This is a genomic window from Pseudomonas sp. PS02303 (assembly GCF_029959925.1).
GTDB lineage: Bacteria > Pseudomonadota > Gammaproteobacteria > Pseudomonadales > Pseudomonadaceae > Aquipseudomonas > Aquipseudomonas mandelii.
The window spans coordinates 1-15,452 of the sequence record NZ_JASCOM010000142.1; the positions used below are offsets into that span (position 1 = coordinate 1).

At 61.5% G+C, this 15,452-nt stretch carries 15 protein-coding genes; 7 read left to right on the plus strand and 8 right to left on the minus strand.

Annotated elements, in window-relative coordinates; all coding sequences use genetic code 11:
• Positions 1 to 64 precede the first annotated feature (64 nt).
• The 5 genes from relA to QMX98_RS23830 form a co-directional block, all read right to left on the minus strand.
• Positions 65 to 2,308 carry a GTP diphosphokinase gene (relA, locus tag QMX98_RS23810; RefSeq protein WP_010457093.1) on the minus strand — a complete coding sequence of 748 codons (2,244 nt, stop codon included), beginning with the start codon at positions 2,306 to 2,308 and terminating at the stop codon, positions 65 to 67.
• 122 nt (positions 2,309 to 2,430) lie between these two features.
• Positions 2,431 to 3,783 (minus strand): 23S rRNA (uracil(1939)-C(5))-methyltransferase RlmD, encoded by a 1,353-nt coding sequence (gene rlmD, locus QMX98_RS23815; protein ID WP_083375949.1) that lies wholly within the window; start codon positions 3,781 to 3,783, stop codon positions 2,431 to 2,433.
• The gene (gene cysM / locus QMX98_RS23820) at positions 3,783 to 4,685 is read right to left on the minus strand and encodes a cysteine synthase CysM (protein ID WP_042932649.1); all 903 of its coding nucleotides are present in this window, start codon (positions 4,683 to 4,685) and stop codon (positions 3,783 to 3,785) included. The genes rlmD and cysM overlap by 1 nt, the downstream gene beginning before the upstream one ends.
• Before the next feature lie 141 nt (positions 4,686 to 4,826).
• Entirely contained in the window at positions 4,827 to 6,251 is a 1,425-nt protein-coding gene (locus QMX98_RS23825; RefSeq protein ID WP_172791466.1) for a sensor histidine kinase, read from the minus strand.
• A complete protein-coding gene (locus QMX98_RS23830; protein ID WP_083375947.1) occupies positions 6,238 to 6,960 on the minus strand; it encodes a response regulator transcription factor in 723 nt (240 codons plus the stop codon). The genes QMX98_RS23825 and QMX98_RS23830 overlap by 14 nt, the downstream gene beginning before the upstream one ends.
• A gap of 214 nt (positions 6,961 to 7,174) precedes the next feature.
• Here QMX98_RS23830 and QMX98_RS23835 point away from each other — a divergent pair, with 214 nt between their 5' ends.
• Both QMX98_RS23835 and QMX98_RS23840 read left to right on the plus strand, forming a co-directional pair.
• Complete coding sequence (locus QMX98_RS23835) at positions 7,175 to 9,928, plus strand: response regulator (protein ID WP_282411465.1); 2,754 nt, start codon at positions 7,175 to 7,177, stop codon at positions 9,926 to 9,928.
• A gap of 154 nt (positions 9,929 to 10,082) precedes the next feature.
• On the plus strand, positions 10,083 to 11,072 hold the full coding sequence (locus QMX98_RS23840) for a 2-hydroxyacid dehydrogenase (protein WP_282411466.1): 990 nt from the start codon (positions 10,083 to 10,085) through the stop codon (positions 11,070 to 11,072).
• A 5-nt stretch (positions 11,073 to 11,077) separates the two neighbouring features.
• Here the strand turns inward: QMX98_RS23840 and QMX98_RS23845 are convergent, their stop codons facing one another.
• Positions 11,078 to 11,479 carry a hypothetical protein gene (locus tag QMX98_RS23845; protein ID WP_010457107.1) on the minus strand — a complete coding sequence of 134 codons (402 nt, stop codon included), beginning with the start codon at positions 11,477 to 11,479 and terminating at the stop codon, positions 11,078 to 11,080.
• Between the two features lie 134 nt (positions 11,480 to 11,613).
• Between QMX98_RS23845 and QMX98_RS23850 the strand changes: the two genes are divergently transcribed.
• Positions 11,614 to 12,048, plus strand: coding sequence for a hypothetical protein (locus QMX98_RS23850; RefSeq protein ID WP_010457109.1), 435 nt, complete (start codon positions 11,614 to 11,616; stop codon positions 12,046 to 12,048).
• The gene (locus QMX98_RS23855) at positions 12,048 to 12,452 is read left to right on the plus strand and encodes an META domain-containing protein (RefSeq protein ID WP_010457111.1); all 405 of its coding nucleotides are present in this window, start codon (positions 12,048 to 12,050) and stop codon (positions 12,450 to 12,452) included. The genes QMX98_RS23850 and QMX98_RS23855 overlap by 1 nt, the downstream gene beginning before the upstream one ends.
• Before the next feature lie 176 nt (positions 12,453 to 12,628).
• Here QMX98_RS23855 and QMX98_RS23860 read toward each other — a convergent pair whose 3' ends face one another.
• Positions 12,629 to 13,096, minus strand: a complete 468-nt coding sequence (locus QMX98_RS23860; RefSeq protein ID WP_282411467.1) for a TlpA disulfide reductase family protein — start codon at positions 13,094 to 13,096, stop codon at positions 12,629 to 12,631.
• Between the two features lie 114 nt (positions 13,097 to 13,210).
• Between QMX98_RS23860 and arsC the strand changes: the two genes are divergently transcribed.
• The 3 genes from arsC to QMX98_RS23875 are packed head-to-tail and all read left to right on the plus strand — an operon-like array spanning position 13,211 to position 14,584.
• Entirely contained in the window at positions 13,211 to 13,564 is a 354-nt protein-coding gene (gene arsC / locus QMX98_RS23865) for an arsenate reductase (glutaredoxin) (RefSeq protein ID WP_077749201.1), read from the plus strand.
• On the plus strand, positions 13,561 to 14,157 hold the full coding sequence (wrbA, locus tag QMX98_RS23870) for an NAD(P)H:quinone oxidoreductase (RefSeq protein WP_010457117.1): 597 nt from the start codon (positions 13,561 to 13,563) through the stop codon (positions 14,155 to 14,157). Before arsC ends, wrbA begins: the two co-directional genes overlap by 4 nt.
• A gap of 1 nt (position 14,158) precedes the next feature.
• Positions 14,159 to 14,584: a DUF2069 domain-containing protein gene (locus tag QMX98_RS23875; protein ID WP_010457118.1), complete on the plus strand. Its 426-nt coding sequence runs from the start codon at positions 14,159 to 14,161 to the stop codon at positions 14,582 to 14,584.
• A gap of 91 nt (positions 14,585 to 14,675) precedes the next feature.
• Here QMX98_RS23875 and QMX98_RS23880 read toward each other — a convergent pair whose 3' ends face one another.
• On the minus strand, positions 14,676 to 15,350 hold the full coding sequence (locus tag QMX98_RS23880) for a DNA-3-methyladenine glycosylase I (RefSeq protein WP_077749200.1): 675 nt from the start codon (positions 15,348 to 15,350) through the stop codon (positions 14,676 to 14,678).
• Positions 15,351 to 15,452 lie beyond the last annotated feature (102 nt).

Below are 15,452 nucleotides of genomic sequence, written 5' to 3' on the forward strand. Positions count from 1 at the left end.
CGCGAAGGCGGCGTGTCAGGTATGACGCCTTCGCGGGCAAGCCTCGCTCCTACAGGGATCATCATCACGGTGTACGGTTACGCCGGGTTTCGATGATGTTCGGCAACTGGGAAATCCGTCCCAGCAACCGCCCCAATGCATCCAGCCCCGGAATCTCGATGGTCAGGGACATCAGCGCGGTGTTGTCCTCCTTGTTCGAGCGGGTGTTGACCGCCAGCACGTTGATCCGCTCGTTGAGCAACACCTGCGACACGTCACGCAGCAAACCGGAACGGTCGTAGGCGCGGATGATGATGTCCACCGGGTAGGTGAGTACCGGCACCGGGCCCCAGCTGACCTGAATGATCCGCTCCGGCTCGCGCCCGCCCAGTTGCAGCACCGAGGCACAGTCCTGACGGTGAATGCTCACGCCACGGCCCTGGGTGATGTAACCGACAATGGCATCACCCGGCAACGGCTGGCAGCAGCCGGCCATTTGCGTCATCAGATTGCCGACACCCTGAATCTGAATGTCGCCGCGCTTGCCCGGTTTGTAGCCGGTGGCTTTGCGCGGGATCAGTTCCAGCTGCTCATTGCCGCGTTCCGGCTCGACCAGTTGTTGCGCCAGGTTCACCAGTTGCGCCAGGCGCAGATCGCCCGCGCCCAACGCGGCGTACATGTCTTCGGCGGTCTTCATGTTGGCCTTGTCGGCCAGCTTGTCGAAGTCCACCGCTGGCAAGCCGAGACGACTGAGCTCACGTTCGAGCAGGGTTTTACCGGCCGCGACGTTCTGATCACGCGCCTGCAACTTGAACCAGTGAACGATCTTTGCCCGTGCCCGCGAGGTGGTGATGTAACCCAGGTTCGGGTTCAGCCAGTCGCGGCTCGGAGTGCCGTGCTTGCTGGTGATGATCTCGACCTGTTCACCGGTTTGCAGGCTGTAGTTGAGCGGTACGATGCGCCCGTTGATCTTCGCGCCACGGCAGTTGTGACCGATTTCGGTGTGCACGCGGTAGGCGAAGTCCAGCGGGGTCGCGCCCTTCGGCAGGTCGATGGCATGACCGTCCGGGGTGAAGATGTAGACCCGGTCCGGCTCGATATCGACCCGCAACTGCTCAGCCAGACCGCCGATGTCACCCAACTCTTCATGCCACTCGAGGACCTGGCGCAGCCAGGAAATTTTCTCTTCGTAGTGGTTGGAGCCGGATTTGACGTCGGTGCCCTTGTAGCGCCAGTGCGCGCAAACGCCCAGCTCGGCTTCTTCGTGCATGGCGTGGGTGCGGATCTGCACTTCCAGCACCTTGCCCTCGGGGCCGATCACCGCGGTGTGCAGCGAGCGGTAGCCGTTCTCTTTCGGGTTGGCAATGTAGTCGTCGAATTCCTTCGGAATGTGCCGCCACAACGTATGGACGATGCCGAGCGCGGTGTAGCAGTCGCGCATTTCCGGCACCAGCACACGAACGGCGCGCACGTCGTAGATCTGGCTGAACTCCAGCCCCTTGCGCTGCATTTTGCGCCAGATCGAATAGATGTGTTTGGCCCGGCCGCTGATGTCGGCATCGACGCCGGTGGCCTGCAACTCGACTTTCAGCTGGTTCATCACATCGGCAATGAAACGCTCGCGATCCAGCCGCCGCTCGTGCAGCAACTTGGCGATCTGCTTGTACTGATCGGGCTCAAGGTAACGGAAGGACAAATCCTCCAGTTCCCATTTGATATGACCGATACCGAGACGGTGAGCCAGCGGCGCGTAGATGTCGAAGACTTCACGGGCAACGCGATTACGCTTTTCGTCGTCGGCGGTTTTCACCGCACGGATCGCGCAGGTGCGCTCGGCCAGTTTGATCAGCGCGACGCGCACGTCGTCGACCATGGCCACCAGCATTTTGCGCAGGTTTTCGACCTGGCCCTGGGTGCCCAGCACCAACGATTGACGGGGGCTCAGGCTGGCGCTGATCGCCGCCATGCGCAACACGCCGTCGATGAGTTTGGCGACCACCGGACCGAAGCGCTGGCTGACCGCCGGCAGTTCGATCTGGCCTTCGCGCACGCCGCGGTACAGGACCGCTGCGACCAACGAATCCTGATCGAGTTTGAGGTCGGCGAGAATCTCGGCGATCTCAAGGCCGGTGCGGAAACTCGAGGTCCCTTCGGACCATAGATTCTTCGCCGCATTGGCCTGTTGTTCAGACACGCGAGCGAACTCGCACGCTTCCTTCAAGGCTTCGCGATCCAGTGCCAGATCGACACTGACCGCATGATCGAGCCAAGCCTCGAGATTGATACTGCCGTCAGTGTTGATCGGCTGGTGTGCTCTCACCTGTACCATCTTGCTTACCTTCCCTACGACGCAGATTCAATGCGTCAATTCGCTGACCTTCATTGCCCGATTGCCCTCACGGGGCTACTGCAAGAGCGGCACGGGCGGCCAGTCGGACCAGACGAGCCGTCCTAGCTCGCTTCAAATAACGCCATGGCCTCGACATGTGCCGTCTGAGGAAACATATCGAGAATCCCGGCACGTTTTAACCGGTAGCCCTGCTTGATCAATTCGACCGTATCGCGCGCCAGCGTTGCCGGGTTGCACGATACGTACACCAACCGTTTGGCGCCCAGGGACGCCAGCTTGCGCACGACCTCGAAAGCACCGTCACGCGGTGGGTCCAAGAGTACCGCACAAAAGCCTTCGCGCGCCCATTCGGCATCGGTCAAAGGCTGGGATAAATCGGCCTGAAAAAAAGTCGCATTATGAAGATTGTTGCTAGCTGCATTCGCGGCTGCTCGCTCGACCATCGCCTGCACACCTTCCACTGCCACCACTTCGCGAACGACCTTGGCCAGCGGCAAGGCAAAGTTACCCAACCCACAGAATAGATCGAGAACCCGTTCCTCCGCTGTCGGCTTCAGCCACTCCAACGCCTGGGCGATCATCGCTTCATTGACCCCGGCGTTGACCTGGATGAAATCTCCCGGTCGGTACGCCAGATTCAAGTCCCACTGTTCAAGTCGATAACCCAACGACTGGTCAGTCTCGACCGGTTGCGGTTCACCGTCTCCGTGCAGCCACAGTTGGGCTTCATGGAACGCGCAGAAATCCTTGAGGATCGTCATGTCGGCGTCGGACAGCGGCGCCATGTGCCGCAGCAACACCGCCAACGACGAACCGCTGAACAATTCCACATGCCCCAGCGCCTGAGGTTTGCTCAAGCGTCGAAGCATTTCCGGCAAGCGGGTCATGATCGGCTGCAAGGGCTGGACCAACACCGGGCATTCGTTGATGGCCACGATGTCCTGACTGCCCGCCGCGCGGAAACCGACTTCGAGCTTCTTCGCTTTCATGTCCCAACGCACCGCCACTCGAGCGCGACGGCGGTAACCGAATTCCGGACCGCTCAACGGCGCTGCCCACTCTTGGGGTTCGACACCGGCGACCTTGGACAGTTGCTCGGCGAGCATGCGCTGTTTCAGGGCAAGTTGTTCAGTGTGCGGCAGATGTTGCACGCTGCAACCGCCACAGCGGCCGGCATGCGGGCACGGCGCCGGACGACGCAACTCGCTGGCCTGGAACACCCGTTCGGTGCGCGCCTCGACCACTTTGCCGTGGGCACCCAACACGCGCGCCTCGACGTCTTCGCCCGCCAGCGCGCCGAGGACGAACCAGGTGCGACCTTCGAAAAACGCGATTCCGCGGCCGTCATTGGCCAGGCGCTCGATGCTCAAGCGCTGCTTTTTGCCAGTCGGAATTTGCGGGGCCTTGCTGCCGCCAGTGGGCTGGAAGCGCAGGCCTCTCTCTTGCTTGGCCATCAGTTGGGCGCGTCGAAAATGCCGGTCGACAAGTAACGGTCGCCACGGTCGCAAATGATCGCGACGATCACCGCGTTTTCAACTTCCCGGGACAGGCGCAGCATCGCTGCCACCGCACCGCCCGAGGACACGCCGCAGAAGATGCCTTCTTCGCGGGCCAGACGACGGGTCACGTCTTCAGCTTCGCTTTGCGCCATGTCGACAATGCGGTCGACACGATCGGCTTGATAAATCTTCGGCAGGTATTCCTGCGGCCAGCGACGGATACCCGGAATCGCCGAGCCTTCCATCGGTTGCAGGCCGATGATCTGCACGTTGTCGTTCTGCTCTTTCAAGTAGCGCGAGACACCCATGATGGTGCCGGTGGTGCCCATCGAACTGACGAAATGAGTGATGGTGCCCTCGGTCTGGCGCCAGATTTCCGGGCCGGTGGTGGTGTAGTGCGCTTCGGGGTTATCGCCGTTGGCGAACTGATCCAGCACCTTGCCACGGCCTTCGGCTTCCATTCGCTGAGCGAGGTCGCGCGCGCCTTCCATGCCTTCTTCCTGGGTGACCAGGATCAGCTCGGCGCCATAGGCCGTCATCGCCGCCTTACGTTCGGCGCTGGAGTTGTCCGGCATGATCAGGATCATCTTGTAACCCTTGATCGCGGCAGCCATGGCCAGCGCGATACCGGTGTTACCCGAAGTCGCTTCGATCAGCGTATCGCCGGCGTGGATCTGCCCACGCAATTCAGCGCGGGTAATCATCGACAGCGCCGGCCGGTCCTTGACCGAACCCGCCGGGTTATTCCCTTCGAGCTTGAGCAAAAGGGTATTGCTGGTGGCGCCAGGCAGGCGCTGCAAACGGACCAGCGGGGTGTTGCCGACGCAATCGGCGATGGTTGGGTACTGCAAGGTCATGGCGTATTCGCAATCCAGACTGCGGGGGCGCCTATCATACCGGCAAACGCGAGCAGGCCATATCACGCAAAGTGCGGTGCTTATGGCTTATGGGAATAAGGGGCCGTTTCAGCGTTACGCTCCCACAGGGTGCAGGGTTGATCAGACGATTTGTGGTCGGCAAAGATCCACTGTGGGAGCGAGCCTGCTCGCGATGGCGTCGTCACTGACGCCATCACTCTCAGCCACTAACCGAATATTTAGCCGCAGCCCACGCCCAGTGTTCTGCGCCCAAAGACTCCCGCCCTGACGTTTCACCGCATTCCTCGCAATGCTCAACCCCAACCCGAACCCGCCATCCCCCGGCCGCGAGCCGTCGAGTCGAATGAACGGACAGAAGATCCGCTCCAGATCCGCCTCAGCCACTCCTCCACCCTCATCCTCCAGCCACAAATGCCAGAAGTCGCCGTCACGTTGCCCGCTGAAACGAACGATACCGCCACTCGGCGAATGACGAATGGCATTGCGCAGAATGTTCTCCAGCGCCTGCGCCAGGGTGTTGAGATTGCCCCGTACCCAACAGGACGAATCTACCGCGCACTGCAACTGGCTCGCCGGCCAGGCACTTTCATAACAAGCGTTTTCCGTGAGCATTTCCCACAGTGCCTGGACCTGGATCGCTTCGTCGGGCAACGGGGCGCGCTCGGTGTCGAGCCAGGCCAGTTGCAGAGTGTCTTCTACCAGCCGCTGCATGCCATCGACTTCCCGCCCGATGCGCTCGCGCAATTGCGCCAGCCCCTGCTCGCTTTCGCTGGCGACCCGCAGACGGCTCAGCGGCGTGCGCAGTTCGTGGGACAAGTCGCGCAGCAATTGCTGCTGCAGGGCCACAGTGCTTTGCAACCGCTCGGCCATGTGATCAAAGGCCCGACCCAGCTCTCCGAGTTCATCCGAACGTTTGGTGGTGCTGCTCGACAGACGCACATTCAACTGGTCGGCGCGCCAGGCATTGGCCTGCTCGCGCAATTGATTCAACGGTACGACCAGCAGCCGATACAGGCCGACGCACAGCAACAACGTGAACAATCCCGGGATGATGCCGTTGGTGATCACGCGCCAGAACAGCCTGTATTGGCCGGGCATGAAGCGCTGGGGCAGTTCGATGACCAGGCTGCCAGCCGTCGAATCGCCGGGAAACGGCACGCGCAGCCACGGCAGGCGTTTCTTGTGAATGGGCCAATCCAGGCCGCGCAGGAAAGTCAGTCGCTCGATTTCCTGGTCAGTGAGCGGCTGGCTGCTTAGGGACTGCAAATCACCGCTGATGACGCCAACCCAGCCTGTTTCACGCTGTTTCATGCCTTGCAGCCAGGCATCGACGCCCGCGCTCTGCTCCGAACGCCACGCCTGCTCGGCCTCGGCGGCATACCCCGTCAGCGTGACTCGGGCCTGATCCGACAGAAACTGGTTTCGCTGCTCCATGTAGCGCCCCCATGACCAGCTCAGCCAGATCATCAGCAGACAGAACGCCACTAACAGACACGCCAGTTTCCAGAACAGCGAGTGTCGGCCCGGCAAGTCAGACCATTTCATCGCCGGCACTCAACACGTAACCCTTGCCCCAGACCGTACGCACTTGCCGCTCGGTGTAGCCGATGCCTTTGAGTTTGCGGCGGATCTGACTGATGTGCATGTCGAGGCTGCGGTCATGGGCGGCAAAACCGCGTTGCAGCACGTGCTGATAAAGGAAGGCTTTGCTCAGCACTTCATCGCCATTGCGATTCAAGGTGTCCAGCAATCGATACTCGCTGCGGGTCAGGCCGGCGGCGAGTTCGCCATAGGAAACGTCACAGAGTTCGTCATCGAAACGCAGGCTGTCGACCGAGGACGTCGCCGCTGCCGGCTCCGGCCGGCGGTCGAGCGCCACCCGGCGCAGGATCGCTTCGATGCGCACACGCAACTCGGCCATGCTGAAAGGCTTTGGCAGGTAATCATCGGCCCCCAGGCGAAAACCGCTGATGCGATCCGCCTCAGCGCCCAGCGCCGACATCAGCACCACCGGGGTCGAATGGCTCTGGCGCAGTTGCGTCAGCACGTTCAACCCGTTCAGCCCTGGCAGCAAAATGTCCATCAGCACCACGTCAAAGGGTTGTTGGCGGGCAATGTCCAGGCCTTCCCGGCCGTTCTGGCACCAGGTCACCTGAAAACCGCACCGGCCCAGATGCTCGTGCACATAAGCGCCGAGCACGAGATCGTCTTCAATGGACAGGATGCGGGGATGGCCAACAGAGATGGGAGTCATGAGTATCTGCAAATAATTCTCAGTTGGCGATTATTCAAGATTGCCTGACGTTGGGCAACCCAAGGTTTGCCCGTGGGGCGAAAGCGCCGGTCCGGCCGACGAATGACGACATCAATTTTACGAAGATTGCCTGCCTGCAAATCGCTACACTGGCCCGATGGCGCGTGCCGGACGCACGTGCAGGTCAATCAATAGCTGGATGCAGGAGAGATGCGTGCTCAAGAAACTGGGAATTAAAGGCCGCGTGCTGTTGCTGACCCTGTTGCCGACCAGCCTGATGGCGCTGATCCTGGGTGGCTATTTCACCTGGATGCAGCAATCCGACCTGCAAACCCAACTGATGCAGCGCGGTGAGATGATCACCGAACAGCTCGCGCCCTTGGTGGCCCCGGCCATGGGTCGCAAAGACAACGAGCTGCTGGAGCGTATCGCCACCCAGTCGCTGGAAACACCGGACGTGCGCGCCGTGACCTTCCTCGCCGCCGACCGTACGCCCGTAGCCCACGCCGGCCCGACCATGCTCAACCCGGCGCCGTTGGGCAATGGCTCAAAAATGCTGCGCCACAGTGGCAACGATGCGACACGCTATCTGCTGCCGGTCTTTGGCAAGCACCGCAACCTTGCCGGCGACCTGATACCGGAAGAAGCCGACCGACTGTTGGGCTGGGTCGAACTCGAACTGTCCCACAGCGGCATGCTGCTGCGCGGTTACCGCAGCCTGTTCGCCAGCCTGCTGCTGATCAGCGCGGGCCTGGCTGGCGCGGCGCTGCTCGCCTTGCGCATGGGCCGGACCATCAACCGGCCGATCAGCCAGATCAAACTGGCGGTAGCGCAACTCAAGGACGGCCATCTGGAAACCCGTCTGCCACCCCTTGGCAGTCAGGAACTGGATGAGCTCGCGTCCGGCATCAACCGCATGGCCGGCACGTTGCAAAACGCGCAGGAAGAGTTGCAGAACAGTGTCGATCAGGCCACCGAAGACGTGCGCCAGAACCTGGAAACCATCGAGATCCAGAACATCGAACTGGACCTGGCGCGCAAGGAAGCCCTGGAAGCGAGCCGGATCAAATCCGAGTTCCTGGCCAACATGAGCCATGAAATCCGCACCCCGCTCAATGGCATTCTCGGCTTTACGCACCTGCTGCAAAAAAGCGAGCTGACCCCGCGTCAGCTCGACTACCTGGGCACCATCGAAAAGTCCGCCGACAGCCTGCTGGGGATCATCAACGAGATCCTCGACTTCTCGAAAATCGAGGCCGGCAAACTGGTGCTCGACAATATTCCGTTCAACCTGCGCGACCTGCTGCAGGACACCCTGACCATCCTCGCCCCGGCCGCCCATGCCAAACAGCTTGAGTTGGTGAGCCTGGTGTATCGCGACACGCCGTTGTCGCTGGTGGGCGATCCGCTTCGGCTCAAGCAGATCCTCACCAACCTGGTGAGCAACGCGATCAAGTTCACTCGCGAAGGCACCATCGTCGCCCGGGCCATGCTCGAAGAAGAACACGAAGACAGCGTGCAACTGCGCATCAGCATTCAGGACACCGGCATCGGCCTGTCGAACCAGGATGTGCGCGCGCTGTTCCAGGCGTTCAGCCAGGCTGACAATTCGCTGTCCCGACAGCCAGGAGGCACGGGCCTGGGTCTGGTGATTTCCAAGCGCCTGATCGAACAGATGGGCGGCGAGATCGGTGTCGACAGTACGCCGGGCGAAGGTTCGGAATTCTGGATCAGCCTCAGCCTGCCCAAGACCCGCGACGACGCCGAAGACCTGCCCGGCCCGCCGCTGCTCGGGCGCCGCGTCGCGGTGCTGGAAAACCATGAACTGGCCCGTCAGGCCTTGCATCATCAGCTGGAAGATTGCGGCCTGGCCGTCACGCCGTTCAATACCCTGGAAAGCCTGACCAATGGCGTGACCGGCGCGCATCAGACCGATCAGGCGATCGATCTGGCGGTGCTCGGCATCACCAGCAACGACATGCCACCGGAGCGCCTCAACCAGCACATCTGGGACCTCGAACACCTGGGCTGCAAAGTGTTGGTGCTGTGCCCGACCACCGAACAGACGCTGTTCCACCTCTCGGTGCCCAACCCGCACAGTCAGCTTCAGGCCAAACCGGCCTGCACCCGCAAGTTGCGTCGGGCATTGTCCGATCTGGTCAACCCGCGCCAGCAGCGCAGCGAGCCCGGCGAACCGGTATCGAGCCGCGCACCGAAGGTGCTGTGCGTCGACGACAACCCGGCCAACTTGTTGCTGGTGCAAACCCTGCTCGAAGACATGGGTGCCAAGGTGCTCGCGGTCGAAAGCGGTTACGCGGCAGTCAAAGCAGTGCAAAGCGAGACTTTTGACCTGGTGTTGATGGACGTGCAAATGCCCGGCATGGACGGACGTCAAAGCACCGAGGCGATTCGTCAGTGGGAAAGCGAGCGGCATTGCACGCCGCTGCCGATCGTCGCCCTCACCGCCCACGCCATGGCCAACGAAAAACGCGCGCTGCTGCAAAGCGGCATGGACGACTACCTGACCAAACCGATCAGCGAACGGCAACTGGCCCAAGTGGTGTTGAAGTGGACAGGCCTGGCGTTGCGCAATCACGGGCCGGAGCGTTCCAGCGACAGCCATGGCGGCGCCCATGAATTGCAGGTGCTCGACCACGACGAAGGCTTGCGCCTGGCCGCCGGCAAGGCCGATCTGGCCGCGGACATGCTGGCGATGTTGCTGGCCTCCCTGGAAGCTGATCGCGAGGCCATTCGCCTGGCCCGGGAAACCAATGACAACAACGCCTTGATCGAGCGCGTCCACCGCCTGCACGGCGCGACTCGTTATTGCGGCGTCCCGCAACTGCGTGCCGCCTGCCAGCGCAGCGAAACCCTGCTCAAGCAACAGGACCCCAAAGCCCCCGGCGCCCTGGAAGAACTCGACCGTGCGATCAACCGCCTGGCCGCCCATGCCCGGATAAACGCTTGATGCAGCGCAATGGCGCCGGCCAGCATCGGCGCTAAGCTCACCGGGCTCTGTTCGTCGCGGCACCATTCCAGTTGTGGGACCCCCTCGCCACAGCCGTTCGCACAATGGAAGGGTGCGCGGCCACACAGGACTCGAAAAATATCAGGAGGACCGTATGCGCACGATTCTTTTCAGCAGCCAGACCTACGACCGTGACAGTTTTCTCGGCACCGAGCTCCCTGCCGGTATCGAGCTGCACTTTCAATCGGCGCGGCTGAGCCTCGATACGGTGGCGCTGGCGGAGCATCACGAGGTGGTCTGCGCGTTCATCAATGATGACTTGAGCACGCCGGTGCTGGAACGTCTGGCAGCGGGCGGCACACGCTTGATCGCCCTGCGCTCGGCCGGTTACAACCATGTCGATCTCGCGGCGGCGAAGCGTTTAGGGCTGTCAATTGTGCGGGTCCCGGCGTACTCGCCGCACGCGGTGGCCGAGCACGCGGTGGCGCTGATCCTGGCGCTCAACCGCCGCCTGCACCGTGCCTACAACCGTACCCGCGAAGGGGATTTCAGCCTGCACGGCCTGACCGGTTTCGATTTGGTGGGCAAGACGGTCGGCGTGGTCGGCACCGGGCAGATCGGCGCTACCTTCGCGAAAATCATGAACGGTTTCGGTTGCCGGTTGCTGGCCTACGACCCCTACCCCAATCCGCAGGTCGAAGCCCTCGGCGCCCGCTACCTGAGCTTGCCGCAATTGCTGGCCGAGTCGCAGATCATCAGCCTGCACTGCCCGCTCAATGAACAGAGCAAACACTTGATCAACCGTGAATCACTGGCGCACTTGCAGCCCGGCGCGATGTTGATCAACACCGGACGCGGCGGCCTGGTGGACACGCCGGCGCTGATTGATGCACTGAAGGACGGCCAATTGGGGTATCTGGGGCTGGATGTCTATGAAGAGGAAGCGCAGCTGTTCTTCGAGGACCGTTCCGACCTGCCGCTGCAGGACGATGTGCTGGCGCGGCTGCTGACCTTTCCGAACGTGATCATCACCGCGCACCAGGCCTTCCTGACGCGCGAAGCGCTGGACGCAATTGCCACGACCACCCTGCGGAACATCGCAGCCTGGGCGGCTGGCACGCCGCAAAATCAGGTCGAGGGCTGAGCCGGTCAGGCCTTGGACAAGAGAATCATCAGGCCCAGCCAGCCGAAACCCAGCAAGCGTTGCCCCACGGAATGCCCGCGACGCAGCAGGAACCAGACAAAAAACGGCGGCAGGAAAAAAATCATCAGCTTCAGCCACAGTTCCACCGGACGCACGCCGTTGGAGGCGGGCATCGGCGCCGCCATCTCGATTGGGGCTTCGGTTTTGCGTTTACGCCCGAATGCGGCCGGGGTCACCCTGGCCACTTTCTCATCCTCCGGTAAACGCCCGAAAGAAAGGGGTGCCTGCACAGGCGCTGCCGTCGAAGTGGCCGCTTGCACCGTTCCCGCCGGTGCACCGCAATGAATGCAAGCAGGCGCCGTGGAGCTGATGCGTTGCTTGCACTCATAACATTCGATTAACGCCATGTCCGTTCCTTAGAAATGCAAAAGCGGCAGTGTGCCATGAGTCGACCGGTGATTTGAACCAGATCGAAGGTCATCTGCCCGCGCCATGCTGCGAGCAGGCCCGTGATAGCATACCGCGCATATTTGGAGGACCCATGGTCGAACACGATTTCCGCTATAGCCTGATGAACCCGCAACACACCCTCACCGAATGCCGCGCCCTTGTGCCGGGGCGTTATCAAGTCACCGGCAACGGCGGCTCGATTCGTAATAACGACGTGCTGGTCGTGACCCTCAAAGGTGCCAAGGACCTGTCCATGCGCCTGACTGTGGAAACGGTTCGCCACTTGATCAACCCGCCCGGCCAATGGGTCGCAGTGGCCAGTGGTCCGGTGTTCGGCGAATTGGCGATCCACACCTGGAAAGTCAACTGCGACAGCTGCGCCAAAGAGCTGAGCTTTGAGTTTGCGGTCGATGCCAAACTGGGCAACAAGGCAGAAAAACCTGCCGCCACTGCGCGGATTGCCGAGCTGGGCTGGACCACCGTTGGCGAGAAGCACCTGTGCCCGACCTGCCAGGAGCCCGCGTGATGAAACGCCTCGCCCTGACCGCCCTGGTTGGTGCCAGCCTGCTGGGCTGCGCCGCCGAGCCGGTGAAATTGCAACAAAACCGCAGCTACATCCTGGAATGGATCGGCGAACGTCCACTGATGGATTACAGCCACCTGACCATCACCCTCGGTGAAGACGGTCGGGCTTACGGCAATGGCGGCTGCAACCACTGGTTTGCACCGTACACGCTCGAAGGTGACAAGCTGAGCTTCGGCAAAATCGGCAGCACCCGCAAAATGTGCGCGCCAGCCGTGATGGAGCAGGAAAAGCGCTTCATGCAGGCCCTGGAAAATGTGCAGCGCTGGGATGTTTCGCCGATCGAACAGATGCGCTTCTGGCCGGCCGAAGGCAAGCCGTTGCGTTGGTGGCTTGAAGAGGGTTGATAACCCCGAGCTGTGGCCAAGTGAATACCTGTGGCGAGGGAGCTTGCTCCCGCTGGGCTGCGCAGCAGCCCTAAAACCCGTCACCTCGGTTTATCAGGAACACCGTTTGTACCGGTTTTGCGACTGCTGCGCAGTCGAGCGGGAGCAAGCTCCCTCGCCACAAGATCCATGCGCAGTCACTTGACCGCTTGCAACGCCTCAAGCTTGGCCATCACTCCCGCCGCCGTCTGCTCGCCCATCAATTGCTCGCGCACCTTGCCCTTGTTGTCGATGATGTAGGTCACCGGCAACGCTTCGCTGCGCGGCAACTCGAAAAGATCCGCCGGGTCCGACGCCAGTACGGTGAACTTGATTCCCAGTTTCTCGCTGGCGCTTCTCAGCTCTTCCCCCTGCACATTGTCGAAATTGACCCCGAACACACCTATCTTCTTGTCCTTCAACTGATCCGCCAGCGTATTCAACTCCGGGATCTCGGTACGGCACGGGCCGCACCATTCCGCCCAGTAGTTGAGCACCACCCATTGGTTGTCCAGACGTTCGGCGGCGACTTTCTGGCCGTTCTGGTCGATGCCATAATCGTTGCCACAGCCCCCCAGCATCAACGTACCGATGATCGCCAATGCTGCTGCCAGTCGTCTTGTCATGTCGTAATCCTTGTTCAAAATTGAATGCGCCTGCGACCCATCGCCTCCCGAGGTTCTGGATTACGCGCTGCACAGTTAGAATAGCCGCCACCTTACGCAAGATGCGACCCGCACATGACCGATCTGACGCTTTATCACAACCCGCGCTGCTCGAAATCCCGCGGTGCGCTCGAACTGCTGGAAGCCCGTGGCCTGACCCCGACCGTGATCCGCTACCTGGAAACGCCGCTGGACGCCGCGCAAATCCAGAGCCTGCTGACCAAACTCGGCATCAGCGCCCGGCAACTGCTGCGCACCGGCGAGGACGAATACAAGACTCTCAACCTGGCAGACAGCAGTTTGAGCGAGGAGCAATTGATCGCCGCCATCGCCGCCAACCCGAAACTCATGGAGCGACCGATTCTGGAAGTCGGCGACAAAGCCATCATCGGCCGTCCGCCGGAGAATGTGCTGGAGTTGCTGCCGTGAGCGCGCCGTACATTCTGGTTCTGTATTACAGCCGCAGCGGCTCGACCAATGAAATGGCCCGGCAAATTGCCCGTGGTGTCGAGCAGGCCGGGATGGAAGCGCGCCTGCGCACGGTGCCGCCGATCTCCACCGAATGCGAAGCCGTGTCGCCGGACATCCCCGATGAAGGCGCGCTGTACGCCAGCCTCGACGACCTGAAGCACTGCGCGGGCCTGGCCATGGGCAGTCCGACCCGGTTCGGCAACATGGCCGCGCCGCTCAAGTACTTCCTCGACGGCACCAGCAATCTTTGGCTGACGGGGGCGCTGGTGGGCAAACCGGCCGGGGTATTCACCTCCACCGCAAGCCTGCACGGTGGTCAGGAAACCACGCTGCTGTCGATGATGTTGCCGTTGCTGCACCACGGCATGCTGATTACCGGCCTGCCGTATAGCGAATCGGCCCTGCTGGAAACCCGGGGCGGCGGCACGCCGTATGGCGCCAGTCATCACGCCGGGGCGGATGGCAAAAGCGGTTTGAACGAACATGAAGTCGCGCTGTGCCGGGCCTTGGGCCTGCGTCTGGCGAAGACTGCGCAGAAACTGGGGAACTGACGTGGCGAAAAAGCCGAAGATTCTGCCCTCGATCGAATGGCTCGAACCGCGGGTCCGGGCGATGCGCGCGATCAGCCTGCTGTGCTTTTTCGGGCTGGTGGGGCTGCTGTGCGCCTATTATCTGGTATTTGCCGACCTGCACGGCGCCCGGCCGTGGGTGATTTTGCTGATCGAACTGGTGCCCCTGCTATTGCTCGCACCGGGGATGATCATCGGCAGCGCACGCGGGCATTCGTGGATGTGTTTTGTGGTGAATCTGTATTTCATCAAGGGCGCTCTGGCCGCGTATGACCCCAATCGGCAGCTGTTTGGCTTGCTGGAAATGGGCGCGAGCCTGGCGGTGTTTTGCTCGGCGCTGTTGTATGTGCGGTGGCGGTTTCAGTTGAATCGCAAGTTGGCGGGTGAAGGCGAGATCTCCGCCGCCTGATCTGACGCCTTCGCGGGCAAGCTTTTGCTCCTACAAGGGCTGCACCGCACCTGTAGGAGCAAAGCTTGCTCGCGAAGGCCACGACTCGGTCTTAATGATTGACGGTGTACGCCAGCATCATCGAAATCTGGCTCATCGGCCGGCCGCCACTCTGTTCATGCCACTGGTTGAACACATCCTGCACCAACGCCAGGTCCCGCTGGCTGGTCGGCACCTTGTCGACGATCTTCTGCGCGTTCAGCCCCGCCACCACGTCATAGCTCGGCACAAACGTATCCTTGCCGACCATGCGCAAGAAACGCGGCGCCGACAACCCGCCCAATTGATGGCCGCGCTTTTTCAGGTACGTCCACAGCCCGACGATGTCCGTCACCGGCCAATCGGCGATCAATGCGCCGAAGCTGCCCTTCTCATGCGCCACGTCCAGCACGAACTGCGCATTGCGCGGCACGCTCTTGAGCTTGCCCAGGTGTCGGATGATCCGCGCGTCCTGCATCAGGCGCTCAAGGTGTTCGGCGCTCATCAGCACCACCTTTTCCGGGTCGAACTTGAAGAACACTTCTTCGAACGACGGCCACTTGGCGTCCACAAGGCTGTGTTTGAGGCCGGCGCGAAACACGCGCAGGGCCATGGTCGAGAGATAACGATCGTCGCTGATCTTGCGCAGTTGCGCCGGGGTCTTTGGAACGGGCAGATGGGCTTCCAGTTCAGCTGCTGAACCGAAGCGATTCAGACAGTATTCGTGCAGCCACTTGTAATCGCGCATGCCCTCTCCTGGAGGTTGAAACAAAAAACAATTGCAGGAGTGAGCCTGCTCGCGATAGCGGTGTGTCATTCAACGTTGATGTCGACTGACACGACGCAATCG

Excerpts from the sequence above, each read along its gene's own strand:
- cysM (WP_042932649.1), bottom strand. The coding sequence starts at position 4,685 with ATGACCTTGCAGTACCCAACCATCGCCGATTGCGTCGGCAACACCCCG.
- QMX98_RS23830 (WP_083375947.1), bottom strand. The coding sequence starts at position 6,960 with ATGACTCCCATCTCTGTTGGCCATCCCCGCATCCTGTCCATTGAAGAC.
- QMX98_RS23850 (WP_010457109.1), top strand. The coding sequence starts at position 11,614 with ATGGTCGAACACGATTTCCGCTATAGCCTGATGAACCCGCAACACACC.
- QMX98_RS23840 (WP_282411466.1), top strand. The coding sequence starts at position 10,083 with ATGCGCACGATTCTTTTCAGCAGCCAGACCTACGACCGTGACAGTTTT.
- arsC (WP_077749201.1), top strand. The coding sequence starts at position 13,211 with ATGACCGATCTGACGCTTTATCACAACCCGCGCTGCTCGAAATCCCGC.
- QMX98_RS23860 (WP_282411467.1), bottom strand. The coding sequence starts at position 13,096 with ATGACAAGACGACTGGCAGCAGCATTGGCGATCATCGGTACGTTGATG.
- QMX98_RS23880 (WP_077749200.1), bottom strand. The coding sequence starts at position 15,350 with ATGCGCGATTACAAGTGGCTGCACGAATACTGTCTGAATCGCTTCGGT.
- QMX98_RS23855 (WP_010457111.1), top strand. The coding sequence starts at position 12,048 with ATGAAACGCCTCGCCCTGACCGCCCTGGTTGGTGCCAGCCTGCTGGGC.
- relA (WP_010457093.1), bottom strand. The coding sequence starts at position 2,308 with ATGGTACAGGTGAGAGCACACCAGCCGATCAACACTGACGGCAGTATC.
- QMX98_RS23845 (WP_010457107.1), bottom strand. The coding sequence starts at position 11,479 with ATGGCGTTAATCGAATGTTATGAGTGCAAGCAACGCATCAGCTCCACG.
- rlmD (WP_083375949.1), bottom strand. The coding sequence starts at position 3,783 with ATGGCCAAGCAAGAGAGAGGCCTGCGCTTCCAGCCCACTGGCGGCAGC.
- QMX98_RS23825 (WP_172791466.1), bottom strand. The coding sequence starts at position 6,251 with ATGAAATGGTCTGACTTGCCGGGCCGACACTCGCTGTTCTGGAAACTG.